At 60.8% G+C, this 24,078-nt stretch carries 21 protein-coding genes and 2 pseudogenes; 13 read left to right on the top strand and 10 right to left on the bottom strand.

The features are described from left to right. The first annotated feature begins 135 nt into the window (after positions 1-135). Together PSH64_RS26300 and PSH64_RS26295 are read left to right on the top strand one after the other, a co-directional pair. A complete protein-coding gene (locus tag PSH64_RS26300) occupies positions 136-615 on the top strand; it encodes an NYN domain-containing protein (RefSeq protein WP_305479162.1) in 480 nt (159 codons plus the stop codon). Between the two features lie 22 nt (positions 616-637). Next, entirely contained in the window at positions 638-1,249 is a 612-nt protein-coding gene (locus PSH64_RS26295; protein ID WP_018925784.1) for a PolC-type DNA polymerase III, read from the top strand. An 18-nt stretch (positions 1,250-1,267) separates the two neighbouring features. Here the strand turns inward: PSH64_RS26295 and PSH64_RS26290 are convergent, their stop codons facing one another. Continuing rightward, entirely contained in the window at positions 1,268-1,720 is a 453-nt protein-coding gene (locus PSH64_RS26290; protein ID WP_096479505.1) for an Lrp/AsnC family transcriptional regulator, read from the bottom strand. A gap of 163 nt (positions 1,721-1,883) precedes the next feature. Between PSH64_RS26290 and yedA the strand changes: the two genes are divergently transcribed. Beyond that, complete coding sequence (gene yedA / locus PSH64_RS26285) at positions 1,884-2,816, top strand: drug/metabolite exporter YedA (RefSeq protein ID WP_105343664.1); 933 nt, start codon at positions 1,884-1,886, stop codon at positions 2,814-2,816. A gap of 65 nt (positions 2,817-2,881) precedes the next feature. Further along, on the top strand, positions 2,882-4,216 hold the full coding sequence (locus PSH64_RS26280) for a DEAD/DEAH box helicase (protein ID WP_105343666.1): 1,335 nt from the start codon (positions 2,882-2,884) through the stop codon (positions 4,214-4,216). A gap of 124 nt (positions 4,217-4,340) precedes the next feature. Here PSH64_RS26280 and PSH64_RS26275 read toward each other — a convergent pair whose 3' ends face one another. Further along, positions 4,341-5,582, bottom strand: a complete 1,242-nt coding sequence (locus PSH64_RS26275) for a TIGR03862 family flavoprotein (protein ID WP_181150675.1) — start codon at positions 5,580-5,582, stop codon at positions 4,341-4,343. A 281-nt stretch (positions 5,583-5,863) separates the two neighbouring features. After that, the gene (locus PSH64_RS26270) at positions 5,864-6,784 is read right to left on the bottom strand and encodes a histone deacetylase (protein WP_305479161.1); all 921 of its coding nucleotides are present in this window, start codon (positions 6,782-6,784) and stop codon (positions 5,864-5,866) included. Between the two features lie 74 nt (positions 6,785-6,858). Here PSH64_RS26270 and PSH64_RS26265 point away from each other — a divergent pair, with 74 nt between their 5' ends. The 3 genes from PSH64_RS26265 (at position 6,859) to PSH64_RS26255 (ending at position 8,994) form a co-directional block, all read left to right on the top strand. After that, positions 6,859-7,428, top strand: coding sequence for a GNAT family N-acetyltransferase (locus PSH64_RS26265; protein WP_105343671.1), 570 nt, complete (start codon positions 6,859-6,861; stop codon positions 7,426-7,428). A gap of 106 nt (positions 7,429-7,534) precedes the next feature. Next, positions 7,535-8,404: an acyl-CoA thioesterase II gene (gene tesB / locus PSH64_RS26260; RefSeq protein ID WP_105343673.1), complete on the top strand. Its 870-nt coding sequence runs from the start codon at positions 7,535-7,537 to the stop codon at positions 8,402-8,404. Then, complete coding sequence (locus PSH64_RS26255; RefSeq protein ID WP_305479159.1) at positions 8,401-8,994, top strand: HAD family hydrolase; 594 nt, start codon at positions 8,401-8,403, stop codon at positions 8,992-8,994. Before tesB ends, PSH64_RS26255 begins: the two co-directional genes overlap by 4 nt. Positions 8,995-9,134: 140 nt before the next feature. Here the strand turns inward: PSH64_RS26255 and PSH64_RS26250 are convergent, their stop codons facing one another. The 3 genes from PSH64_RS26250 to PSH64_RS26240 all read right to left on the bottom strand — a co-directional run bounded on the left by PSH64_RS26250 (position 9,135) and on the right by PSH64_RS26240 (position 12,895). Beyond that, a complete protein-coding gene (locus tag PSH64_RS26250) occupies positions 9,135-10,094 on the bottom strand; it encodes an alpha/beta fold hydrolase (protein ID WP_305479158.1) in 960 nt (319 codons plus the stop codon). Continuing rightward, positions 10,094-10,987 (bottom strand): neutral zinc metallopeptidase, encoded by an 894-nt coding sequence (locus PSH64_RS26245; protein ID WP_305479157.1) that lies wholly within the window; start codon positions 10,985-10,987, stop codon positions 10,094-10,096. The genes PSH64_RS26250 and PSH64_RS26245 overlap by 1 nt, the downstream gene beginning before the upstream one ends. A gap of 189 nt (positions 10,988-11,176) precedes the next feature. After that, the gene (locus PSH64_RS26240; protein ID WP_305479156.1) at positions 11,177-12,895 is read right to left on the bottom strand and encodes an FAD-dependent oxidoreductase; all 1,719 of its coding nucleotides are present in this window, start codon (positions 12,893-12,895) and stop codon (positions 11,177-11,179) included. Positions 12,896-13,067: 172 nt separating this feature from the next. Here PSH64_RS26240 and PSH64_RS26235 point away from each other — a divergent pair, with 172 nt between their 5' ends. From PSH64_RS26235 to PSH64_RS26220, 4 genes are all read left to right on the top strand, one after another. After that, positions 13,068-13,844, top strand: coding sequence for an IclR family transcriptional regulator (locus PSH64_RS26235; protein WP_105343680.1), 777 nt, complete (start codon positions 13,068-13,070; stop codon positions 13,842-13,844). A 245-nt stretch (positions 13,845-14,089) separates the two neighbouring features. Then, complete coding sequence (locus PSH64_RS26230; protein WP_305479155.1) at positions 14,090-15,145, top strand: Gfo/Idh/MocA family protein; 1,056 nt, start codon at positions 14,090-14,092, stop codon at positions 15,143-15,145. Between the two features lie 2 nt (positions 15,146-15,147). Continuing rightward, the gene (locus PSH64_RS26225; RefSeq protein ID WP_305479154.1) at positions 15,148-15,963 is read left to right on the top strand and encodes a sugar phosphate isomerase/epimerase; all 816 of its coding nucleotides are present in this window, start codon (positions 15,148-15,150) and stop codon (positions 15,961-15,963) included. A gap of 92 nt (positions 15,964-16,055) precedes the next feature. After that, complete coding sequence (locus PSH64_RS26220; protein WP_105343685.1) at positions 16,056-16,934, top strand: DMT family transporter; 879 nt, start codon at positions 16,056-16,058, stop codon at positions 16,932-16,934. A 6-nt stretch (positions 16,935-16,940) separates the two neighbouring features. On the opposite strand, the pseudogene PSH64_RS30565 reads toward PSH64_RS26220, so the two are convergent. The 3 genes and pseudogenes from PSH64_RS30565 to PSH64_RS26210 all read right to left on the bottom strand — a co-directional run. Then, positions 16,941-17,540, bottom strand: a pseudogene (locus tag PSH64_RS30565) (methyl-accepting chemotaxis protein); the annotation flags it as partial. 303 nt (positions 17,541-17,843) lie between these two features. Next, a pseudogene (locus PSH64_RS30560) lies at positions 17,844-18,563 on the bottom strand (MCP four helix bundle domain-containing protein); the annotation flags it as partial. A 96-nt stretch (positions 18,564-18,659) separates the two neighbouring features. Continuing rightward, positions 18,660-19,997 (bottom strand): MFS transporter, encoded by a 1,338-nt coding sequence (locus PSH64_RS26210; protein ID WP_105343689.1) that lies wholly within the window; start codon positions 19,995-19,997, stop codon positions 18,660-18,662. A gap of 490 nt (positions 19,998-20,487) precedes the next feature. On the opposite strand from PSH64_RS26210, the gene quiC reads away from it, so the two are divergent. Together quiC and PSH64_RS26200 are read left to right on the top strand one after the other, a co-directional pair. After that, complete coding sequence (quiC, locus tag PSH64_RS26205; protein ID WP_105343691.1) at positions 20,488-22,389, top strand: 3-dehydroshikimate dehydratase QuiC; 1,902 nt, start codon at positions 20,488-20,490, stop codon at positions 22,387-22,389. 103 nt (positions 22,390-22,492) lie between these two features. Then, on the top strand, positions 22,493-23,170 hold the full coding sequence (locus PSH64_RS26200; RefSeq protein WP_105343693.1) for a TetR family transcriptional regulator: 678 nt from the start codon (positions 22,493-22,495) through the stop codon (positions 23,168-23,170). Positions 23,171-23,223: 53 nt separating this feature from the next. Here the strand turns inward: PSH64_RS26200 and PSH64_RS26195 are convergent, their stop codons facing one another. After that, complete coding sequence (locus PSH64_RS26195) at positions 23,224-24,078, bottom strand: shikimate dehydrogenase (protein ID WP_305479151.1); 855 nt, start codon at positions 24,076-24,078, stop codon at positions 23,224-23,226.

The following is a 24,078-nucleotide window of genomic DNA, read 5'->3' as shown; positions in this document are numbered from 1 at the left end:
GGCGCTCCGGGCCGATTGTTCGCGGAACAATCCATCGGGCTGGCATACTGGGCGACTTTTCGGGCCTGGAGCCTGATCCAGCCCTCGCGCCTGTGCGCCAAGACCCCGCGCGCCAGCGCGCTGAGAGGATGTGCGGTGAAAAAAATCGCAGTGTTCGTCGATGTCCAGAACCTCTACTACACCGTGCGTCAGGCCTATGGCTGCCACTTCAACTACGCCGCGTTGTGGGCTGACGTCAGCAAACAGGGGCAGATCGTCGAGGCCTATGCCTATGCGATCGATCGTGGCGACAGCAAGCAGCAGCAGTTTCAGCAGATCCTGCGCAACCTCGGCTTCATCGTGAAGCTCAAGCCCTATATCCAGCGTAGCGACGGTTCGGCCAAAGGCGACTGGGACGTGGGCATCACCCTCGACATCATGGATGCCGCCGACCATGTCGACGAAGTGGTGCTGGCTTCCGGCGACGGTGATTTCGACATGCTGCTGGAGCGCATCATCGCCAAGCACGGCGTGCAGGCTGTGGCCTATGGCGTGCCGGGCCTGACGGCCAATTCGCTGATCCGCGCCGCCAGTCGTTATGTGCCGATCGAAGGCGCGTTGCTGCTCAAGAATTGATTTTTAAGGAGTTGAAACAGGTTTGGAACGCATAGCAGTCATCGACTTTGAAACCACCGGGATCTCCCCGAGCAGCAGCTGCCGGGCCACGGAAATTGCCGTGGTGATTCTTGAACAGGGGCGCATCGTCGAGCGTTACCAAAGCCTGATGAATGCCGGCGTGCGGGTGCCGGCGTTCATCGAACAACTGACCGGCATCAGCAACGCCATGCTGCGCACCGCACCCTCGGCCGAGCAGGTGATGAACGAGGTCAACGAATTCGTCGGCATCACGCCGCTGCTGGCGCACAACGCTGCGTTCGACCAGAAGTTCTGGGACTACGAGCTCGGGCGAATCAAACGTACACGCTTGCAGAACTTTGCCTGCTCGCTGTTACTCGCCCGCCGCCTGATGCCCGCCGCGCCGAACCACAAACTCGGCACCCTCACCACCTTCGCCAGCCTGCCCAATACCGGCAAGGCTCACCGGGCCATGGCCGATGCGGAAATGGCCGCCAACCTGACGGCGCATCTGGCGCAAGAGCTGCGGCAAAAGCATGGGTTGCGCGAGTTGTCCCATGATCTGTTGTGCAGCCTGCAGAAAGTGCCGGCGGCGAAGATCAATGAGCATTTGAAGCGGTATCGCGGGTTCTGACAGAAGCCCCCTGGAGAACTATTTGCCATTCCCCTCCAGTTGACCCAACGGCACGCGCTTTTCGATGGCACTCGACAACACAATCGAGGTCTTGCTGAACCCGAACGTGGCGATCCGGTTGATCAACTCTTCCAGCTCCGGCATCGAGCCCACCGCCGCTTGCATGATCACGCACGGATCGCCGGTGACGCGATGGCACTCGGTCAGCTGTGGGATTTTGATCAGTTCGTCGTAGGTTTTCTGGTTACCGTGCTGGTTCAGCCGCAGTTCGATGACGCACTGGATCGGCAGGCCGATTTTGGACAGGTCGACTTTTGCCTGGTAGCCGGTGATCACCCCGCAAGCCTCGAGTTTGGCGACGCGTTCGGCCACCGCCGGAGCGGACAGGTTCACCTTGCGCGCCAGATCGGCGTAAGACGCACGACCGTTTTCCAGCAGGGCGCTGAGGAGCATGCGGTCGTATTTGTCCATCGCGGCATTCCTGAAAAATGACTGACTTTCGAAAGCACGGTTTATAGCGCCGAACTCCGTTTTTTGAAAAGTGTACCGGCGCTATAAACAGGTTTTGTAACTTATTTTCTGTCGTTGGCCTTTCTAGAATAGCGGCTCTCCTTGTCTTGTTCTCGAGCTGCCCATGCCTGGCCTACGCCGCTTTTCCTTACCGCTGATCGCTGCTTTTTTCGCGCTGTACGTGATTTGGGGATCGACCTACCTGGTGATTCGCATCGGCGTGCAGTACTGGCCGCCGTTGTTGCTCGCCGGTATCCGCTTCGTGATCGCCGGGACATTGATGTACGCGTACCTGCGCTGGCGCGGGGCGCCGGCACCGACCTGGGCGCAATGGAAAGCGGCGGGGATCATCGGGATTTTGCTGCTGACGTGCGGTAACGGTGCGGTCAGCGTCGCCGAGCATACGGGCGTGGCCTCTGGCGTGGCTGCGTTGGCGGTGGCGACGGTGCCGCTGTTTACCTTGCTGTGCGGATATTTCTGGGGCGCGCGTAATACCCGTCTCGAATGGGCCGGGATTGTGCTCGGGCTGATCGGCATTGCCATGCTCAACCTCGGTTCCAACCTGCAATCGAGCCCATTGGGCGCGGCGTTGCTGGTGTTCGCGGCGGCGTCCTGGGCCTTCGGCTCGGTGTGGAGCAAACACTTGCCGTTGCCCCAGGGCGCGATGGCCAGTGCCGTGGAGATGCTGGTGGGCGGCGTGGTGTTGCTGATCGGCAGCGCGGTGAGTGGCGAGCGTCTGGAAAGTCTGCCGCCGATCGAAGGCTGGGCGGCGCTGGCGTACCTGACCATTTTCGGTTCGATCATCGCCTTCAACGCCTACATGTACCTGTTGAAACACGTGCGTCCGGCCGCGGCCACCAGTTATGCCTACGTCAATCCGGCGGTGGCGGTGTTGCTGGGGATCGTATTTGTCGGCGAGACCATCGGTATCGAAGAAGCACTGGCGATGGCGGTGATCATCAGTGCCGTGGTGTTGATCGGGTTGCCACAGTGGCGCCGTGGTACAGATCGGCCAGCCCCTGCCGTAGCGGTGCCGACAGAATCCCGCGCGAATTAGGGTAAACTGCGCGCCATTGCACACTTGTTTCGCACAAACGCGCTGAATTTTCCTACGGTACTCCCATGACTTTCGCCACCCTTGGCCTGATCGAACCCTTGCTGCGCGCCCTCGAGACGCTTGGCTACCAGACCCCGACGCCGGTTCAGACGCAAGCGATTCCGGCGGTGCTGGCCGGTCGCGACCTGATGGCCGCGGCCCAGACCGGCACCGGCAAAACCGCCGGTTTCGCCTTGCCGCTGCTGCAATTGCTGGCCATGGAAGGGCCGAAAGTCAGCGCCAACTCCGTGCGCGCGCTGATCCTGGTGCCGACCCGCGAACTGGCCGAGCAGGTTCACGAAGCTGTGCGCCAGTACGCCGAGAACCTGCCGTTGAGCACCTACGCGGTGTACGGCGGCGTCAGCATCAACCCGCAAATGATGAAGCTGCGCAAAGGCGTCGACCTGTTGGTGGCGACCCCGGGCCGTTTGCTCGATCTGTTCCGCCAGAACGCGCTCAAGTTCAACCAGTTGCAAACCCTGGTGCTGGACGAAGCCGATCGCATGCTCGATCTGGGCTTTTCCGAGGAGCTGGGGAATATCTATAAAGCCCTACCGAAGAAACGTCAGACGCTGCTGTTCTCCGCGACCTTCTCCGATGCGATCCGCATGCTGGCCGGGCAAATGCTCAACGACCCGCTGAGCGTCGAAGTCAGCCCGCGCAACGTGGCCGCCAACACTGTTAAACAGTGGGTAGTGACGGTGGACAAGAAGCGCAAGCCGGAGTTGTTCGTTCACTTGATGCGCAAGGGCAAGTGGAAGCAGGTGCTGGTGTTCGCCAAGACCCGCAACGGCGTAGACGCGTTGGTGGAAAAACTCCAGGGCCTGGGCGTCAATGCCGACGGCATCCACGGCGACAAACCCCAGGCAACTCGTCAGCGGGCGCTGGATCGTTTCAAGGCCAGCGAAGTGCAGATCCTTGTGGCCACCGACGTGGCTGCCCGTGGTCTGGATATCGAAGATTTGCCGTTAGTGGTCAACTTCGACCTGCCGATCGTGGCCGAGGACTACATCCACCGCATCGGTCGTACTGGCCGTGCGGGCGCAACCGGGCAGGCTATTTCGCTGGTCTGCGCTGATGAAGTGAATCAACTGTCAGCCATCGAGATGTTGACCCGTCAGACGTTGACTCGCCAGATGGAGCCGGACTTCGAACCTGAACACCGCGTGCCGGATACCGATGCCAGCGGTCAGGTGATCAAGAAGCCGAAAAAACCGAAGAAGCCCAAGACCTCCGGCGGCGGCAAGCGCAACCTGGGTAAATGGGTCGAGAGCGGTGAGGCGTCGGCGCCGGAGCCTTCGATCAAGCCGGTGCGTAAAGTGCCGGTGTTCAATACCGGGCCGCGTAAGCGCAAGCCTTGATTAAACGCTGCGCCGGTTAGACCGCTTTCGCGAGCAAGCCCGCTCCCACATTAATCGCCTTCTTCCTGAAGGACCGCGGTCGAATGTGGGAGCGGGCTTGCTCGCGAAGGACGCGCCTCGGTCTTCAGCCCTTGCGCCGCAACCACTCCACCATCCCCAACCCCGCCGCACGCCCACTGGCGAAACACGCGGTCAGCAGATAGCCGCCGGTCGGCGCTTCCCAATCGAGCATTTCCCCTGCGCAGAACACGCCGGGCAGTTGCTTGAGCATCAAACGTTCATCCATCGCCTCGAACATCACGCCGCCGGCGCTGCTGATGGCTTCGTCCAATGGCCGGGTTTTCACCAGCGTCAGCGGCAATGCCTTGATCGCTTTGGCGAGCAGTGCCGGATCGGCAAAACAGTCGGCCGGTGTCAGCTCCCGCAACAACGCCGCTTTCACGCCATCAAGCCCGAGCTGGCTGTGCAGGTGTTTGGCCATGGAACGTGAGCCGCGCGGTTTATTCAGCGCAACCTGAATTTTATCCACAGGCTTGCCCGGCAACAGGTCGAGGTGAACGGTCGCCGAGCCATGTCGATTGATCGCTTCGCGGATCGCTGCCGACAGGGCGTAGATCAAACTGCCCTCAATTCCCGTGGCAGTGATCACACACTCGCCGAGTCGCGGCACGTCGTCATTGAGGCCGATCGCGATGTTTTTCAGCGGGCTGCCGGCGAATTTGCTGACCATCAATTCGCTCCAGGCCTGCACCTCGAAGCCGCAATTGCTCGGCTGCAACGGCGCCAGTCCTACACCGCGCTGTTCCAGCGGCAGCATCCAGGCACCGTCCGACCCCAGGCGCGACCAACTGCCGCCGCCGAGGGCCAGCAGGGTCGCATCGGGTTGAATGGTTTTTTCGCCTTCGGGGCTGTCGATGCGCAAGTCACCGTTTTGATCCCAGCCAAGCCAGCGATGGCGGGTGTGGATAACTACGCCGGCATCGCGCAGGCGTTTGAGCCAGGCCCGCAATAGCGGAGCGGCTTTCATGTCGGTGGGAAACACCCGGCCGGAGCTGCCGACAAAGGTTTCGATGCCCAGGTCATGAATCCATCGGCACAAGGCTTCGGCACCGAAGGCTCGCAGCAGCGGTGCTATCTGCGGCGCCCGTTCGGCATAGCGTGAGAGAAAGGCCGGGTAGGCTTCGGAATGGGTGATGTTCATGCCGCCGACCCCAGCGAGAAGGAATTTTCGCCCCACTGAAGGCATGCCGTCGTACAGGTCGACCTTGACCCCGGCCTGGCTCAACACTTCAGCCGCCATCAAGCCGGCGGGGCCGCCGCCGATGATGGCGACGTGAGGGGGGAGGGAAGTGGAGGGCTGGGTCATGGAATGCGCTGCGGTCTGGCGGAATAAGCGCCGCATTCTAGCAGCCCCGACCCATGTGGGAGCGGGCTTGCTCGCGAAAACGGTGGGTCAGTCGATATCAATGTTGATTGTTAAATCGCCTTCGCGAGCAAGCCCGCTCCCACATTTGATCTTCGGTGTTTTCAAAGGGTGGTTAAAAAACAACCACCGCTCTGTATGCTATACCCCGCATGGGCTGCAGGCCCTTTCACTCAGGTTATCCACAGGCGGTTCCACAGGCATTGTGGGTAAAGACCCATACATCAATGACAACCTGATGACTGCCACACCCGTTGGGCGCTGTGATGGAGGATGCCATGACGGCGCGCCAGGGCCTTGCGGTCCTTGCTGTAGCCGCCACCGATCACACCGACCACCGGAATATCCCGGCCCAGGCAATGGCGCATCACGCTTTCATCGCGAGCGGCGACGCCTTCGTCGGTCAGCTTCAGATAACCCAGGGCGTCGTCCTTGTGCACATCGACACCGGCGTCGTACAGCACCAGATCCGGTTGATAGAGCGGCAGCAAATAGTTGAGCGCATCGTCCACCACCTTCAGGTAATCGGCATCGCCCATGCCCATGGGCAAGGGGATGTCCCAGTCACTTTCAGCTTTGCGTGCAGGAAAATTCTTTTCGCAGTGCAGGGAAACGGTCACCGCTTCCGGGGTGTTGTGCAGGATTCGTGCAGTCCCGTCGCCCTGATGCACATCGCAGTCGAAGATCAGCACCCGATTCACCCGGCCACTTTCCAGCAGGTAATGGCTGATCACCGCCAGGTCATTGAAGATGCAGAACCCGGCAGGATGATCGTAGTGCGCGTGGTGCGTGCCGCCGGCCAGGTGACAAGCCAAGCCATGTTCCAGCGCCTGTTCGGCCGCCAGCAGCGAGCCACCGACCGCGCGCACCGTGCGTCGGGCCAGGGCTTCGCTCCAGGGCAGGCCGAGTCGCCGCTGGTCTTCGCGGGACAACTCACCGCCCATGTAGCGTTCGATATACGCAGGGTCATGGGCGAGGGCGAGAATCTCCGCTGGGCAGAGGTTCGGGCGCAGCAGGTCGGTGTCGCGGGTCAGACCACTGTCCACCAGGTGATCGCGCAGCAGGCGAAACTTGTCCATGGGGAAACGGTGATCCGCCGGGAACTCGGGGCTGTAGTCTTCGTGGTAAATCAGTGGCAGCGACATGGCGAATTAAAGTAGGAATGAAGGAAGGATCCTACCAGCGATGTAGACTTGCGGCATGGAAAGGGGAGGACACGATGGAGCCGATACTGGAACTCGAAAGCGCACGACTGTCGTTACGGCAGTGGCATGACGAGGATTTGCCGGCGTTTGCGGCGATGTGCGCCGATCCACAGGTGATGCGTTATTTTCCGGCACCCTTGAGTCGACTGGAAAGTGCCTCGCTGATCGGGCGGGTTCGTGGGCATTTTGCCGAGCATGGTTTCGGCCTCTGGGCGCTGGAGCGCAAGGACACCGGCGCGTTCATCGGGTTTACCGGGCTGGGTGTGGTCGGCTTCGATGCGCCGTTCACTCCGGCCATCGAAATCGGCTGGCGCCTGGCCCGCGAGCACTGGGGCCTGGGTTATGCCAGTGAAGCGGCGTGGACCGCTCTGCGTTGCGGGTTTGACCGGTTGGCGCTGCAGGAGGTCGTGGCGTTCACCACCCAAACCAACCTGCCTTCGCAAAAAGTCATGCAGGCAATCGGTATGCAACATGACCCCGCCGATGACTTCGAGCACCCGCGGCTTGCCGCCGAGCATCCGCTGCGCCCGCATGTTTTGTACCGCATCACCCGTGAGCAATGGCTGCAAACCTTGCATGGATAAGCAGGCGCGGACGTTTACAATGGCCCTCATATTGAAACGGGCCATAAACTGAATCGACCGCCGCAGCCAAGACTGCGCGGCATTGCTTTGTGTGAGGAGAGTCTGAATGAGCCAAGTGTTGGAAGATCTGGTAGACCTGCTGACCCTGGAACCTATTGAAGAAAACCTGTTCCGTGGCCGCAGCCAGGACCTGGGTTTCCGTCAGTTGTTCGGCGGCCAGGTGCTCGGCCAGTCCCTATCGGCGGCCAGTCAGACCGTCGAAGAAACCCGCCATGTGCACTCGATGCACGGTTATTTCCTGCGTCCGGGCGATGCGAAGTTGCCGGTGGTGTATCAGGTCGATCGGGTGCGCGATGGCGGCAGTTTCAGTACGCGCCGGGTAACGGCGATCCAGAAGGGCAACCCGATTTTCACCTGCAGCGCCTCGTTCCAGTACGACGAAGAAGGCTTCCAGCACCAGAGCCAGATGCCGCAAGTGGTCGGCCCGGAAAATCTGCCGTCGGAATTGGAGCTCACTCAGCAGCGCGCACACCTGATCCCGGAGCACATGCGCGAAAAACTGCTGTGCCCGAAACCGATCGAATTCCGGCCGGTGACCGAAAAAGATCCCTACAACCCGCAGCCTGCCGATCCGGTCAAATACGTCTGGTTCCGCGCCGACGGTGCCTTGGCCGACATTCCGGCGCTGCACAAATACCTGCTGGCCTACGCTTCGGACTTCGGTTTGCTGACCACCTCGATGCTGCCCCACGGCAAATCGGTCTGGCAGAAAGACATGCAGGTCGCCAGCCTTGATCACGCGTTGTGGTTCCACGCCGACCTGCGCGCCGATGACTGGTTGCTGTACGCCATGGACAGCCCATGGGCCGGCAACTCGCGCGGATTTTCCCGTGGCAGCGTGTTCAACCGTGCCGGGCAACTGGTGGCCTCGGTCACTCAGGAAGGCCTGATTCGTCATCGCAAGGATTGGGCATGAGCCTGGCCGAGGTGCGGCACTGGGTGTTCGACATGGACGGCACCCTGACCGTCGCGGTGCATGATTTCGCGGCGATCCGCGTGGCGTTGGCGATTCCTGCAGAACACGACATCCTCACTCACCTCGCTGGGCTGCCGGCCGAAGAAGCAGCGGCCAAACATGCGTGGCTGCTGGAGCACGAGCGGGATCTGGCACTGGAGTCGAAGCCCGCGCCAGGCGCGGTGGAGCTGGTGCGTGAGTTGGCCGGGCGCGGTTATCGTCTGGGCATTCTCACGCGCAATGCTCGCGAGCTGGCCCATGTCACGCTGGAGGCCATCGGCCTGGCCGACTGCTTTGCGGTGGAGGATGTGCTGGGCCGAGATGAAGCACCGCCCAAACCGCATCCTGGCGGTTTACTGAAACTGGCCGAAGCCTGGAAGGTGCCGGCGAGCGAAATGGTGATGGTTGGTGATTACCGGTTCGATCTGGATTGTGGTCGGGCGGCGGGGACACGGACGGTGCTGGTGAACCTGCCGGATAATCCGTGGCCGGAATTGACCGATTGGCATGCGCGCGATTGCGTCGAGTTGCGGCAATTGCTGTCGGCTTGAGGAATGTGTTGTCGGGTTAACCGCTTTCGCGAGCAAGCCCGCTCCCACATTTGCTCGGTGTGAACACACATGTTGTGTACACCGAAATCTACTGTGGGAGCGGGCTTGCTCGCGAAGGGGCACTGCCAGGCACCGTAAACTCACTGCCCGAACAACACCTTCTGCCCCTCAGGCGAGGTAAACATCCCGTCCCCATTGTGCCCGACCCCAGGCACTTCGATGAGCTGCTGACTCAATCCTTGAGGATGGCGGCGTTTCAGATAATTGAAATAGTTGCGCCCGCGAATCAGTCGGGAAGCGCCCTGGGCTTTGGCTTCACAACTTTTATCCAGCGCTGGATGATTCTGGTCGATGTCCTGTTGCCCGAGTAAATACACGATGTCGCGCTTGATGTAGTTTTCTTCGAGTTGCGCAGGTGTTTGCCCGTCGGCATAGGCGGGCAAGTCCGTCAGGCCATACTTCCAGCGATTGAAGTTCGGACACCCAGCGTGACTGAACGCCACCGGCCGTTGCTCATTGAAGTAGGCGTACGACGAAGGATTGGCGATCACATAGCGAACTTTCACGCCCTCCGTGTCGAGGGCTGGTTGAGGGTGACCCAGCAAGGCATAACGCTGAACCACCTGAGCACCGCCGGAGTGGCCGGCGATGACGATTTGCTTCACGTCCGGAAACTGTCGCCGATCACTCAGGCGAGCGATGATTTCGTCGAGCGCCGCGTAGGAGCTCAGCGTAAACGGCGCTGTGGATAAGCCGCCGGCCATCCAGTCATTGCCCTGCCAGCGTAAAACGCTGTCGGGCACCGGGTGGCTCGCGATGTCGGTTTCGTTGAGGAACTGCGGGGCGAGCACCAGGGTGTTCGCGCTTTGCCCGGCCTGCTCGGCTGCATGCTCGGCGCTCTGGCGGTAGGTTTCAGCGTTGCGCAAACGACCATGGATGATGATCAGCACGCGTTCGATTTTTGCCGGTGTCGGGCCAATGCCCACCGCGATTTCGCCGGCGCTCAACAGCAGGCGTCCGGAACTGATCGTCTTGACGCCCTGCTCGGCAGCCTGGGTGCTTGCGCAGGTGATCAACAGAGCCAGCAGCCACTTATGCATTACAGATTCTTCGCAGCAAAGGTATCGCACTGGCCAACCTGGCCTTGCGCAAATCCGGTTTTGAACCAGCGCACCCTTTGCGCTGACGTGCCATGAGTAAACGAGTCCGGTACCACTCGGCCCTGACCTTGCTGTTGCAAGCGGTCGTCGCCGATGGCGTTGGCGGCGTTCAAGGCTTCCTCGATGTCACCGGGTTCCAGCCAGTTCAGACGCTTCTGCGCATTGTTGGCCCAGACCCCGGCCAGGCAATCGGCCTGCAGTTCCTGACGCACCAGCAAACCACCGTCGCCCTCCATTTGCCGGCCCTGCTGCCGAGCGGTCTGAATCTTCGCCGAAACGCCGAGCAAGGTCTGCACGTGGTGTCCGACTTCGTGAGCGATCACGTAGGCCTGGGCGAAATCGCCTGCGGCGGAAAAGCGTTGCGACATTTCCTGGAAGAAACTCATGTCCAGGTAGACCTTCTGGTCCGCCGGGCAATAGAACGGCCCGGTCGCCGATGTCGCCAGACCACACGCCGAGTTCACCTGATTGCTGAACAGCACCAGGGTCGGGTCTTTATATTGCCGACCGGCCTGCTGGAAAATCTGGCCCCAGGTGTCTTCGGTATCACCAAGGATCGAGCGCACGAATTCGGCCCCTTCATCATTGGCCGGTGGCGCCTTGCGGGTTTGGGGGGGGGCTGGGGCCGATTGCTCGCTCATTTGCCCAGTCAATTGACCGAGGATCTGCATCGGGTCCTGGCCGGTGATCCAGCCGATCCCGACGATCAACAGGATCGCCGTCAGGCTCAGGCCCTTGCCCCCGCCGAAGCGCATCCCGCCGCCCCCACCGCCGACATCATCGCCACGGGCATCGACCACGTTGTCGCTGCGTCGGCCTTTTTTCCAAAGCATGGGGGGAAATCCTCGTTTGAATATGGTGATGAGTGTTGCTGGTCAGTGAGAGCGGCGCCAGTCCGGTCGTCTGTCTTTTACTGCGCAGGGAATAATTCAGACTTGTATTGAACACGGATAGCCCGGCGAATTCCTTCAGGGCGACAGGTTTTTACCGAGTGGGCGAATGTTTGTCTCGGGAATCGTCGATCAAACGCACTCGATTCCGGCGATATGCCGTGCTGCGATGTAGCCGAAGGTCAGCGCCGGGCCGAGATTGATACCGCCGGCGGGATAATGCCCGCCCATGATGCTGGCCATGTCGCCGCCCGCCGCGTACAGCCCGGCAATGGCCTGGCCGGATGCGTCGAGGACTTGCGCGTGCCTGTTGACCTTGAGCCCGGTGAAGGTGCCGAAGCAGCCAGGCTGAATCTTCACAGCGTAGAACGGGCCTTGTTCAATCGGCGCGACGCACGGGTTGGGTTGCTGCAGCGCATCGCCCTGTTTGCGGTTGTAGGGCGTCGAGCCACGCCCGAATAACGGATCTTCACCGTTGCGCGCATGCCGGTTGTACTCCTCCAGCGTGCTGCGCAATCCGTTTGGGTCGATGCCACAGGCCTTGGCCAATTCCTCGACAGTGTCGCCGACCTTCAAATAGCCGCTGCGGATGAAGGATGACAGCGGCACCGGAAACGGCCGAGAGATGCCCAGGCCATAACGTCGCTGAAAACCGTGGTTGCAGATCAGCCAGGAGGCGACTTCTTCACCCTGTGGTGCGGCGGCGACCATGGCGGTCACGTAGTCGTAGTAACCGTTGGCTTCGTTGACAAAGCGGCGGCCGTTGCTCAGTACGCCGATGATCCCGGGCTTGCCGCGCTCGATGATGTGCGGGAAGTGACCGACGTGGCCATCCTTGTACGGCACTTGCGAGACCGGCGCCCAGGCCACCGGTGACGCCATGTCGGCGTTGACTCGAGCGCCGACACTTTCACCCAGTCGCAGGCCATCGCCGGTCACGCCGAGGGGCGGCAGGGCCAGGTGCTCATGACCGGTCGGTGTGCGAGGGAACAGCGCTTTGCGCCGTTCGATGTCATTGGCGAAACCGCCGGCCGCGAGCACCACGGCCTTGCGCGCATGGATGCGGATGTTGCCTTTGGCGGTGCTGACTACCGCGCCTCGCACCTGATTGTCTTCGCAAAGCAACTCGGTCACCGGTGCCGACTCCCAGAGCAAGACGCCCAGGTCATCGGCAGACTTTGCCAGCCGCGCCACCAGCGCTACACCGTTGACCAATTGCATCGCCCGCCCATGAACGGCGAGGTCGAACAGATGGCGGGTGAAGCGCCGGGTGACGTGCCAGGCCGCCGCCAGCGAGCGGGTCAGGTTGAGAAACGCCGAGAGGTCCGCACCCGCCATGATCGGCATGCCCATGAACGAAGTTTCCCGCATGGTTTTGCGAAGACGCTTGAGCAGCTTGCCGACTTTTCGCCCGTCGTAAGGCGCAGCGATCACCGACCGTCCGCCGGTGCCGGCGCCCGGCGTGTCGCCATGGATGTCGGCGATGGCGTTGCCGTCGGCGAATTGCAGGGACGTATGCTGCTCGAAGAATGCGACCATTCGCGGGCCAGCCTCGAGGAATGCGTCGATCATCGCCGGATCGTAACGCTCACCCAATTCGTGTTTCAGGTAGGTGCGCGGTTGCTCGACGTCTTCGACGATGCCGGCACGACGGGCCAGGGGATTGCACGGCACCCAGGCCCATCCGCCGGACCACGCCGTGGCGCCGCCGAATACCGGGTCTTTCTCGACCACGATCACTTTCAAGCCATGCCAGGCCGCGGTAACGGCTGCGGACAAGCCGGCCGCGCCGGAGCCGACGATCAGCACATCGCATTCGATGTCCGTATGGGAGTGAGAATCGGCTGGCATCGTTTAAAAGCTCCGGATTATTTTTAGAATTTGATTCCAGAAAATATAGGGGCTTGATTAACCTCGGCAACCACCCAAGGCGTAAAGAGGGCGGTTATCGGACAGCGGGTTCCAGATTTCGCATTACGCGGTTTGTCTTCTAGAATCGGCCAAATTTCAGGTGGAGCCTTCCATGGCCGGCAGTCAGATCGAACGGGTATTCAGCGTGCTGGAAAGCCTCACCAGTGACCCTCGCGGCCTGCCGATGCAGACGCTGGCGGAGCAACTGGACATCCCTAAAAGCGCGACTCATCGCCTGCTCGCCGAGCTGATCCGGTTGGGTTACGTGCGACAGAATCCGGAGAACCTGCGCTATCACCTGTCGACCAAACTGGTGGCGATGGGTTTTCGTTACCTGGCGAGCAGTGGCGCGGATATTGTGCAACCGGTGCTGGACCGCCTGGCCGAGGAAACCGGTGAGCTGGTGCGCCTTGGCGTTATTGAGGGCGAGCGTCAGGTCTGGATCGCCAAGTCTCAAGGCGCCCGCTCGGGGCTGCGCTACGACCCCGACATGGGCCGTGATGCGCCATTGTTCTACACCGCCTCGGGCCATGCATGGCTGGCGTGCATGAGCGATGCCGAAGCGTTGTCGCTGGTGGAACGCCAGGGTAGCGAGCGACCGAAAGACCTGGGGCCGAACGCACCACGCTCCAACATTGAATTACTGGAACGCCTGCGCCTGGCGCGCGAGCAGGGTTACGCCTGGGTCGAAGAGAGTTCGGCCGTGGGCACCTCGGCAATTGCGGCGGTGGTGCGTCACCCCGGCGACGGTCGCGTGATCGGTGTGCTGAGCATCGCCGGGCCAAGCGCGCGGATGCCGGGGGCGCGGCTGCATGAGTTGGCGCCGTTGTTATTGAAGTTTACTGAAGAGCTGTCGACGGCAAGTCTGGCGTCGGAGTTGTTCAACTAAGCCGATCTGTGTCCAGTCATTGTGGGAGCGGGCTTGCTCGCGAAAGCGGTGCGTCATGCAGCATTGATGTCGACTGACACGCCGCTTTCGCGAGCAAGCCCGCTCCCACATTTTGATCTTGTTTCGTTCCTGCAAAGTTGTGCGCTGTTCGCACGCTTATGCGGTTTGCCTATGTGAGAATATGGAATCTGGTTCTAAATTATTGGAGGTCGCCCTTCCGACAATAATCATAAGAGGACCGCACCATGACTTCGCCCCTGCGCATCGCCCTGATCGGTGCCGGCAACATGGGCCAGCAGCATTACCAGCATTTGAAAACACTGACGGAAGCGAGCTTGTGCGCGGTGGCCGATCCTGGCCCACAAGCGGCAAGTCTCGCGGCGGATTGGGGCGTGGGGTATTTCGCGGATCACCGTCAGATGCTGGAGCAGGTGAAGCCGGACGCGGTCATCGTCGCCAACCCGAACACGCTTCACGTCAGTACTGCGCTCGATTGCCTTGCGGTCGGCGTGCCGGTCTTGCTGGAAAAACCGGTGGGCGTGCACCTGGATGAAGCGCGTGAGCTGGTGGTTGCATCGAAAACCACCGGCGTCCCGGTGCTGGTCGGCCATCATCGCCGGCACAATCCGCTGATCGTCCGCGCCCATGCACTGGTGCAGGGCGGTGCTTTGGGCCAGCTGACGACGGTGGCGGCGCTCTGGCAGCTGCGCAAACCCGATAGCTATTTCGAGACGCCGTGGCGCCGCGAGCCCGGTGCGGGGATGTTGTTGACCAACCTGATTCACGACCTCGACCTGCTGCGGCATCTGTGCGGCGAAGTGCGGCAGGTGCAGGCGATCACCAGCAATGCGGTGCGCGGTTTTGCCAACGAAGATTGCGCGGCGGTGCTGCTGCAATTCGACAACGGCGCACTGGGCAGCCTGACCGGTTCCGACGCGGTGGCGGCGCCGTGGAGTTGGGAGCTGGATTCCGGGGAGAACCCGGTCTATCCGCGCCAGGCCGATCAGCCCTGTTACTTGCTGGCCGGGACGGGCGGTGCATTGAGCATTCCGCAACTCAAGCGCTGGCACTACACCGACGTCGATGGCGGATGGCATCAACCGTTGCTGGCAGAGCAGGAAAGTTTCAGCGCCGATGAAGCGTTGTGTTTGCAGTTGCAGCATTTCGTGCGTGTGGCGCGCCGGGAAGTCGAGCCGTTGGTGAGTGCTGCCGATGCTGCGCGCACCCTGGCGCTGGTTGAAGCGATTCGCGAGGCCGCGCAAACCGGTCGCGCTTGCACCCCGATGTTGATCGAGGAATGAACATGAGTGAGCGGATCTTTTCCCTGGCCAGCCTGACGGTGCTGGAGTTGTCACCACCAGAGATGGTCGAGGTCGCAGCACGGGCCGGATACAGCCATGTCGGACTACGCCTTGAACCTGCAACACCCGAAGAACATCACTTTGCGCTGGTAGCCGATGTCGGTTTACGGCGTGAGACGCTGGCGCGGCTGCGCGATACCGGTATTCGTGTGCTGGATGTTGAAATCCTGCGTCTTAAACCGCAAACCGTCGTCGCCGACTTCGAGAAGATTCTGGCGGTCGGAGCGCAATTGGGTGCCAGCGAATTGCTGGTGGCCGGTAACGATTCCGACGAACAACGACTCACCGAGAACTTCGCCCGGTTGTGTGATCTGGCGGCATCTTATGGGCTGCACCCGCATCTGGAGTTCATGCCGTGGACCGATGCCCGTGATCTTGAACAAGCGGTGCGTATCGTCGAAAGCGCTGACCGTGAAAACGGCGGGGTGTTGGTGGACGCGTTTCATTTCGACCGATCGGGTTCACGGCTGGAAGATCTGGCCAAAGTTGCCCCGTCACGGTTACGGTACACACAGTTATGCGATGTCGCGGGGCCACGGCCAACGGACATGGCGGAGATTTTGCGCCAGGCGCGTAACGAGCGACGTTTTCCGGGCGATGGCGATTGTGATCTGGCGGGGTTGTTGCAGTGCTTGCCGGCCGATATTCCGTTAAGCCTGGAGATTCCCGCCGTGAAGTTGCTGGAGCAGGGCGTGAGCGGGTTGCAGCGGGCGCAGATGGCGCTGGATAAGACCCGGGAATTGTTGGCGCGGCGGTAAGCGGTGCTGCTCCCACAGATTATCCAGTGTTCTTGTGGGAGCGTGGCTTGCCCGCGATGCTTTTGAACTCAGATGTAAAAAAAGGATTGCCAATGACCATCAGCACCCCGCTCTCCGGTGTAAACCAACCCTTCAAAGGGATTCTGCTGATTGTCGTCGCGACCTTCCTGTTTTCCAGTCACGACGCCTTGTCGAAATATCTATCGGGGTTCTATCCGATCGTCATGGTGGTCTGGGCGCGCTATGTGGTTCACACCTTGCTGATGGCCGGGATTTTTCTGCCGCAATCGGGGTTGCGCGTCCTGCGCACCAAACGGCCGTCGTTGCAGTTGCTCAGGGCGTTGTGCCTGTTGGGCACCAGTTTGTTTTTCACCACCGGTTTGCAGTACATCCCGCTGGCCGAAGCCACGGCGGTCAACTTTCTCGCTCCGGTTCTGGTCACCGCGTTGTCGGTGCCACTGCTGCGTGAGCGGGTCACCCGTGGCCAATGGATCGCGGTGATTTGCGGATTTGTCGGCGTGTTGATCATCGTCCACCCCGGCGGTGATCTGTTCACGCCAGCAGTCTTGCTGCCGCTCTGTTCGGCGTTGTTTTTCTGCTTCTATCAATTGCTCACCCGCAAGCTCAGTGAAGTCGACAGCCCGACCACCAGTAACTTCTTCGCCGGCCTGTGCAACACCTTGGTGATGAGCGCACTGGTGCCATTCTTCTGGCAGGTGCCAAGCCTTGTGCATGGATTGATGATGATTGCACTGGGCGCCTGCGGGATGACGGCACACCTGTTTCTGACCCAGGCGTTCCGCCACGCCGCCCCCGCGCTGCTGGCGCCGTTCGGCTATTGCCAGATTGTCTTTGCCGGATTGCTGGGCTGGTTGCTGTTTTCTCACACGCCGACCCTGACCACAGTGGTCGGGATCGCGGTGATTTGCTGCAGCGGGTTGGCGGCGGCATGGCAACAAAGCCGCCGCTGAGGCCGGTCAAAATCTGAAGCGCACCACCAGGTTTTGCAGGCCGGCCGCCAGTCGCGACAACTCCTGGCTGGTGGCGCTGGTCCGGGTCGCGGCGTCGGCGCTTTCCAGCGACAGGTCGCGGATGTTCAGCAGATTACGATCCACCTCACGGGCCACCTGCGCCTGTTCTTCCGAGGCACTGGCGATCACCAGGTTACGTTCATGGATCTGCTCCATCGCCCGGGTGATTTCTGCCAGCGCCAGCCCGGCCTGTTCAGCAATCGACAAGGTTTCAGCAACACGCTGACTGTTGTCGTGCATCGACATCACCACACCGTTGGTATCGCCCTGAACCCGGCCAATGATCTGTTCGATCTCCCGGGTGGATTGCTGAGTGCGATGCGCCAGCGCCCGAACTTCATCGGCCACCACCGCAAAACCACGCCCGGCTTCTCCGGCCCGCGCGGCCTCGATGGCGGCGTTGAGCGCGAGCAGGTTGGTCTGTTCGGCGATGGCGCGGATCACATCCAGCACCTTGCCGATTTCCCGGGACTGCTCGGCCAGGGTCTGAACCTGTTGCAGCGCGATGCCCGCATTGCTGCTCATCGCCTGAATCGAATCCAGGGTTTCAATCACCCGCGTCTGACCCTGGCTGGCTTGCTGCGTTGATTGGCGAGTGCTGTCGGAAGTCGACACCGCGTTGCGCGCCACTTCCTCTACCGCGACGGTCATTTCGTTGACGGCCGTGGCGGCCTGTTCGATTTCATTGTGTTGCTGTTGCAGTCGGCTGGAATCCTGCTGAGTGCTCTGATTCATCTGCAGGGCGGCGGCCGCCAGTTGAGTCGACGTACCGCTGATCAACTGCAGGGTTTCCCGCAGGCTGGTCTGCATGGCCGACAGGGCCTTGAGCAAGCGTGCGGTTTCATCGGCGCCGTGGCTGCGGATCGGTTGACTCAGGTCACCGGCGGCCACTTGTTCGGCCACGTCGACCGCCTGACGGATCGGCACAACGATGCTGCGAATCAACAGCCAGGCCAGGCACAGGGTCAGGAGCGCGACCGCGATCAGCGCACCGATCACGGTGATTTTTACCTGGTTGTAGAGCGCGTCGGCCTGGTTGGCCGAGAGGCTGACTTCGTTGGCGGAAAGCGCCATCAATTCGGCGAACTGGTCACCGGTCTGGGTCGAGTAGTCCTGGATTTTGCCATTGAGCAACGCGGTCATTTCTTCACTGCGGTTTTCCCGCGACAGCGCTTCGTATTGCGCCAGCGCCTGGCGGTAGCTGGTTACGGTGGCGACGAATTTTTCGTACGGCCCCCGGTTGTAATCACCGACCAGCGGAGTGAATTTTTCCAGCGTCTCTGCAAGCCAACCCTGCACTTGGTGCAGGCGTGTGACGGTGGCATCGAGCACCTTTGGATCGCGGTTGAGCGCCATGCGCAGGCTGAGCACGCGAATACTCAGGATGTAGTCGCGGATTTCACCCAAGTGGCGAATGCTGGGCAGGGAGACGTTTTCAGTGTGCTGGCCGGTGGCGCGAACCTGCGCGACCTGTTTAAGGGCGAACAGTCCCTGCAACAGGACCAGCAAGGCGATGACGCCGAAGCTGATCACGGCACGCTTGGCGATACTCAAGTTACCTGGCGACATGGTGTGCCTCTGTGGCTTTGAGAAAAAAGGGCTAAATGGATAAATCGCACACATAAAAAAACGCAGGCCCGGGGTCAGGCCTGCGTTGGAGGTGTATCAATCTTTTACGGTCGGAATCTTGCGCGGTGCCATGAAGTACAGCCAGGTCAGCGCGATGAAGTACATCGCCGGAATCATGGTGAACAGCACGGTGTAGTTGTTGTTGGTGACCGTCAGGATGTGGCCGACCAACTGGGTCATGAACATCCCGCCGATCGCCGCGCACATGCCGCCGAAGCCGAACACCGTACTCATCATGTGTTTAGGCGTGTAGTCCATCACCAGGCTCCAGATGTTCGCGGTCCAGGCCTGGTGCGCACCGATGGCCAGGGAGATGGCGAACACCGCGAGCCACAGGCTGCTCGAACCAGCGGCCATGACCACGCCGATGATGCAGCAGGCGAACAGGAACATGGACATCAGTCGCGCCTTGATCGGGTTGATCCCGCGACCGATCAGGAACGAAGACAGGATCCCGCCGCCGACGCTGCCGAAGTCAGCCGTGAGGTAGATGATGATCAGCGGGATGCCCATCTGGGTCACGTTGATCCCCAGGTTGTATTGCTGATTGAGGAACGGCGGCAGCCAGTACAGGTAGAACCAGAACACCGGGGCGGTGATCGAGTAGGCGAGGGCGAAAGCCCAGGTGCCACGCATGCGCAGGATTCGCGAGAACGGTACGCGGGACTGTTCCGGTTCGACTTCCTTCTGGATGTAGTCCAGTTCCGATTGTTTGACGCTCGGGTGATCTTCCGGGTTGAAGTACTTCAGACCCCAGAACAGCAACCAGATGCCGCCCAGCGCCGCCATGCACAGGAACGCAGCCTGCCAGCCCCAGGCGTGAAGGATCAGTGGCAGCAGCATCGGGGTGAACATCGCACCGACGTTGGTCCCGGCGTTGAAGATACCGGTGGCCACGGCGCGCTCGCCAGCAGGGAACCACAACCGCGTGGTTTTCACGCAGGCCGGGTAGTTGGCGGCTTCGGTCAGGCCGAGAATGAACCGGCAGACCATGAAGCCCGCCGCCGAAGTGGCCAGGCCATGAGCGCCGGTGGCCAGGCTCCAGAGCAGTACCGCGAAGAAGAACACGCGCTTCACGCCGACCCGGTCGATCAACCGGCCTTGCAGCACGAAACCGACGGCGTAGCCGACCTGGAACCAGAAGTTGATGTTGGCGTAGTCCATCGCCGTCCAGCTCAGTTCTTTTGCCAGGATCGGCTGCATGACGCCCAGGGCGGCGCGGTCGATGTAGTTCAGGGTGGTGGCGAAAAACACCAGCGCCAGCATTCCCCAACGGGTTTTGCCGACGGCCATGGCGCCGCGGATTTTGTCGCCGATACCGCCAGTGGCGACGCTTTGGGCCGAAGCCACGCGAGAGCTTTGAGAAGGAAACATGTGTGTGCCATCCGTTCAATGACTGACAAGTAAGACTTGTCGGGACTTCAAGGGCGCGTGATCAATCGATGGCGACGGGCGCGGTTGAGATTGATCGGCTGAGGTGTTCTCGTCAGGTGACGACAACGTGTTATCCAGCGAGCGGCGCGGTTCGGCCGAGGGGGCGCAAGGTTCGGATGGACGCCAGGCGAGGCGTGAGGGCGGTGGAGCAAGCAAACAAGGCGTTGAATGAGCGCATGAGCGTGTACCCGTTTTTTGAAATTTTTATGTGGTGTTCAGGGTCTTTGGTAACCGAGTCCATGGGTTCATGACCGGACTCAATGTGGTGTCGATGGTGCGCAGTGGACGAAAAATCGTCAATTCGTCAACCGCCATTTTGTTCGATAATCGCCCGCAAAACTAACTGGGTAGTACACTTTGAATTGCTGTGTGGATTCGTCAAGCCAATAATTTGCCCAACAAGAATGTCCCCACCACCGGGAGTCGACACATGCAGCGTTCCATTGCCACCGTTTCCTTGAGCGGTACCCTGCCGGAAAAACTCGAAGCCATCGCCGCCGCCGGTTTTGACGGGGTAGAGATCTTCGAGAATGACCTTCTCTATTACGACGGCAGCCCACGGGAAATCAGGCAGATGTGTGCCGATCTCGGGATCGCCATCACACTGTTCCAGCCCTTTCGGGATTTCGAAGGTTGCCGCCGCGATCGCCTGGCGCGCAATCTGGAGCGGGCCGAACGCAAGTTCGATTTGATGCAGGAACTGGGCACCGACCTGGTGCTGGTGTGCAGCAACGCTTCGGCTGACTCCATCGGCGACGAGCGGATTCTGGTCGACGACTTGCGTCTGCTCGCCGAACGGGCCGGCGCTCGGGGCCTGCGGATCGGCTACGAAGCCTTGGCCTGGGGCCGGCACGTGAACACCTGGCAGCAGGTGTGGAACATCGTTCGCCAGGCCGACCATCCGAGCCTCGGCGTGTTGCTGGACAGTTTTCATACGCTGTCGCTCAAGGGCGACCCAAGCGCCATCGCCGAGATTCCCGGCGACAAGATTTTCTTCGTGCAAATGGCCGATGCGCCGATCCTGGCCATGGACGTGCTGGAGTGGAGCCGGCATTTCCGTTGTTTCCCCGGTCAGGGCGAATTCGATCTGCCGGGGTTCCTCGCACCGATCATCAAGAGTGGCTACACCGGCCCGCTGTCGCTGGAGATCTTCAACGACGGCTTCCGCGCCGCGCCACCCCGGGCCAACGCCGCCGACGGTTTGCGTTCGTTGTTGTACCTGGAAGAGAAAACCCGCGAGCGTCTGGAGCAGGAAGCTGCGCCTGTGGCCAATCGCGACATTCTGTTCGATACCCCAGACGCCAGCGAATACAACGGCATCGAGTTTCTTGAATTCGCCGTGGACGAAAGCCTCGGCGCGAAGTTGTCCCATTGGCTGGAGCGGCTGGGTTTCGTCAAGGCCGGGCAACACCGTTCCAAGAGTGTGAGCCTGTTGCGTCAAGGCGATATCAACCTGATCCTCAACTCCGAACCTTATTCCTTCGCCCACAGTTTTTTCGAGGCTCACGGTCCGTCGCTGTGCGCCACCGCCGTGCGGGTCAAGGACAGCGCCAGTGCGCTGGCGCGGGCCGTGGCTTATAAAGGCCAGCCGTATCGCGGACTGGTAGGCCCCAATGAGCTGGAACTCGCCGCCGTGCGTGCGCCGGACGGCAGTCTGATTTACCTGGTGGACCAGGACGCCGACGTCTATGGTACCGACTTCAACCTGCAACCGACGGCCGTGGCCAGCGGTGGCCTCAAGCGCATCGACCATATGGCCATGGCACTGCCCGCCGACAGCCTCGACAGTTGGGTGCTGTTCTACAAAAGCCTGCTGGATTTCGAAGCCGACGATGAAGTGGTGCTGCCCGACCCCTATGGTCTGGTGAAGAGCCGCGCCTTGCGCAGCCGCTGCAGTTCGATTCGCCTGCCGCTGAATATTTCCGAGAACCGCAACACCGCGATCTCACACGCGCTGTCGAGTTATCGCGGTTCCGGCGTGCATCACATTGCATTCGATTGCGATGACATCTTTGCCGAAGTCAGCCGCGCCAAAGAGGCGGGCGTGCCGCTGCTGGATATCCCGCTCAACTACTACGATGACCTCGCCGCGCGCTTCGATTTCGATGACGAGTTCCTCAGCGAGCTGGCGTATTTCAACGTGCTCTACGACCGCGATGCCCAGGGTGGCGAGCTGTTTCACGTGTACACCGAGCCGTTCGAAGGGCGGTTCTTCTTTGAAATCATCCAGCGCAAAAACGGCTACGCGGGTTACGGCGCGGCCAACGTCGCCGTGCGACTGGCGGCCATGGCCAAATCCCGAACTGGTGGCGTACGTCAGACAAAGTTGTAGGAAAATCGTAAACACGGGTACAAAACCGCTGCCGCGTGACTTCCTTCACTGTACGCGGCGGCCCATAATCGCCCACTTGTGCAGTGATGGCCGTGAGCCCGCAATGACAATAATTTCAAAACTCTCCGTAGCGCCCGAAAAGCCAATTGCCGAGCCTCGCAAGAGTCGCAAGAACAACCCGGAAAAAACCCGCGAGAACATTCTTCAAGAGGCCATTGTCGAGTTCGTCCAGCAGGGGCTTTCCGGTGCGCGCGTCGATGCGATCGCCGAGCGCATCCATACCTCCAAACGCATGATCTATTACTACTTCGGCAGTAAGGAGCAGCTCTACGTCGAGGTGCTGGAGAAACTCTACGGGGATATCCGCAGCACCGAGAACCGCTTGCATCTGGCTGAACTGGCGCCAGTGGAGGCGATCCGGCGGCTGGTGGAATTCACCTTCGATCACCATGATCGCAACGTCGACTTCGTGCGTATCGTCAGCATCGAGAACATTCACAACGCCGAGTATGTGAAGCGCTCCGATGCGATCAAGGCGATGAACAACACCATCCTCGATTCACTGGGCGAGATTTTGCGTCGAGGGGCCGCAGAGGGTGTATTCCGCGCCGGTCTCGATCCGCTGGATGTGCACCTGCTGATCAGTTCGTTTTGCTTCTATCGCGTGTCGAACCGTCATACCTTTGGTGAGATCTTTCAGATCGACTTGCCGGACGAAAGTATCAAGCAGCGTCATCGGGAGATGATCTGTGAGTCGGTGTTGCGGTATCTGCAGGCCTGACACCTTCGCGGGCAAGCCTCGCTCTTACGGACGATGCTTGCCTGCGATGCTTTTCAACCATTCATGCTTTGAAAATGCGCCAGCATCCGCTGGGCATCCGGCACCACGCCGCTGAATAATTCAAACGCCTTCACCGCCTGAAACACCGCCATGTTGCCGCCATCCAGGGTACGGCAACCCAGTGCGCGAGCGTTGCGCAGCAGTTCGGTTTCCAGCGGGAAGTAAACGATCTCCGCCACCCACAACTGCGCCCGAAGCAGCTCTACCGGCACCGGCATGCCAGGCAGTTTTTTCATGCCCATCGGCGTGGTATTTACCAGCCCGTCAGCCTGACCCAGCGTGCCTGGCAAGTCGTGACCGGCCACGGCGCGGCCAAAACCGAAATGCTGATTGAGGTTGTCCGCCAAAGACTGAGCCCGGTTGTGATCCACATCGAAAATGCTCAGCAGTTGTACGCCTTCGCTCAATAGCGCGTGGGCCACCGCCGCGCCTGCGCCACCGGCGCCCATTTGCACCACACGCTCACGGGCAACGTCCTGCAGGCCGCGACGAAACCCTTCGGCGAAGCCCAGGCAATCGGTGTTGTGGCCGATGCGTTTACCGTCCTTCAACACCACCGTGTTCACCGCGCCAATGCCGCGGGCTTCCGGCGACAATTCGTCGAGCAACGGGATGATTGTCTGCTTGCATGGGAAGGTGATGTTCAGCCCGGTGAAATTCATCCGCTCGGCGGCCATCAGCAGGTCGGGCAGGGCGCCGCTGTCGAGTTTCAGCTGATCCAGGTCGATCAGTCGATACAGGTAGCGCAAACCCTGCGCATCGCCTTCGTGCTCGTGCAGCGCCGGAGTGCGGGAAGCCTGAATGCCGGCGCCGATCAGCCCGGCCAATACCACGGTGTTCTGTGTCAT

Source organism: Pseudomonas sp. FP1742 (assembly GCF_030687145.1).
GTDB classification, from domain to species: Bacteria; Pseudomonadota; Gammaproteobacteria; order Pseudomonadales; family Pseudomonadaceae; genus Aquipseudomonas; species Aquipseudomonas frederiksbergensis_D.
This window is presented reverse-complemented; position numbering and strand designations above follow the sequence as displayed.

Excerpts from the sequence above, each read along its gene's own strand:
- PSH64_RS26290 (WP_096479505.1), bottom strand. The coding sequence starts at position 1,720 with ATGGACAAATACGACCGCATGCTCCTCAGCGCCCTGCTGGAAAACGGT.
- yedA (WP_105343664.1), top strand. The coding sequence starts at position 1,884 with ATGCCTGGCCTACGCCGCTTTTCCTTACCGCTGATCGCTGCTTTTTTC.
- PSH64_RS26280 (WP_105343666.1), top strand. The coding sequence starts at position 2,882 with ATGACTTTCGCCACCCTTGGCCTGATCGAACCCTTGCTGCGCGCCCTC.
- PSH64_RS26275 (WP_181150675.1), bottom strand. The coding sequence starts at position 5,582 with ATGACCCAGCCCTCCACTTCCCTCCCCCCTCACGTCGCCATCATCGGC.
- PSH64_RS26270 (WP_305479161.1), bottom strand. The coding sequence starts at position 6,784 with ATGTCGCTGCCACTGATTTACCACGAAGACTACAGCCCCGAGTTCCCG.
- PSH64_RS26265 (WP_105343671.1), top strand. The coding sequence starts at position 6,859 with ATGGAGCCGATACTGGAACTCGAAAGCGCACGACTGTCGTTACGGCAG.
- tesB (WP_105343673.1), top strand. The coding sequence starts at position 7,535 with ATGAGCCAAGTGTTGGAAGATCTGGTAGACCTGCTGACCCTGGAACCT.
- PSH64_RS26255 (WP_305479159.1), top strand. The coding sequence starts at position 8,401 with ATGAGCCTGGCCGAGGTGCGGCACTGGGTGTTCGACATGGACGGCACC.
- PSH64_RS26250 (WP_305479158.1), bottom strand. The coding sequence starts at position 10,094 with ATGCATAAGTGGCTGCTGGCTCTGTTGATCACCTGCGCAAGCACCCAG.
- PSH64_RS26245 (WP_305479157.1), bottom strand. The coding sequence starts at position 10,987 with ATGCTTTGGAAAAAAGGCCGACGCAGCGACAACGTGGTCGATGCCCGT.
- PSH64_RS26240 (WP_305479156.1), bottom strand. The coding sequence starts at position 12,895 with ATGCCAGCCGATTCTCACTCCCATACGGACATCGAATGCGATGTGCTG.
- PSH64_RS26235 (WP_105343680.1), top strand. The coding sequence starts at position 13,068 with ATGGCCGGCAGTCAGATCGAACGGGTATTCAGCGTGCTGGAAAGCCTC.
- PSH64_RS26230 (WP_305479155.1), top strand. The coding sequence starts at position 14,090 with ATGACTTCGCCCCTGCGCATCGCCCTGATCGGTGCCGGCAACATGGGC.
- PSH64_RS26225 (WP_305479154.1), top strand. The coding sequence starts at position 15,148 with ATGAGTGAGCGGATCTTTTCCCTGGCCAGCCTGACGGTGCTGGAGTTG.
- PSH64_RS26220 (WP_105343685.1), top strand. The coding sequence starts at position 16,056 with ATGACCATCAGCACCCCGCTCTCCGGTGTAAACCAACCCTTCAAAGGG.
- PSH64_RS26210 (WP_105343689.1), bottom strand. The coding sequence starts at position 19,997 with ATGTTTCCTTCTCAAAGCTCTCGCGTGGCTTCGGCCCAAAGCGTCGCC.
- quiC (WP_105343691.1), top strand. The coding sequence starts at position 20,488 with ATGCAGCGTTCCATTGCCACCGTTTCCTTGAGCGGTACCCTGCCGGAA.
- PSH64_RS26200 (WP_105343693.1), top strand. The coding sequence starts at position 22,493 with ATGACAATAATTTCAAAACTCTCCGTAGCGCCCGAAAAGCCAATTGCC.
- PSH64_RS26195 (WP_305479151.1), bottom strand. The coding sequence starts at position 24,078 with ATGACACAGAACACCGTGGTATTGGCCGGGCTGATCGGCGCCGGCATT.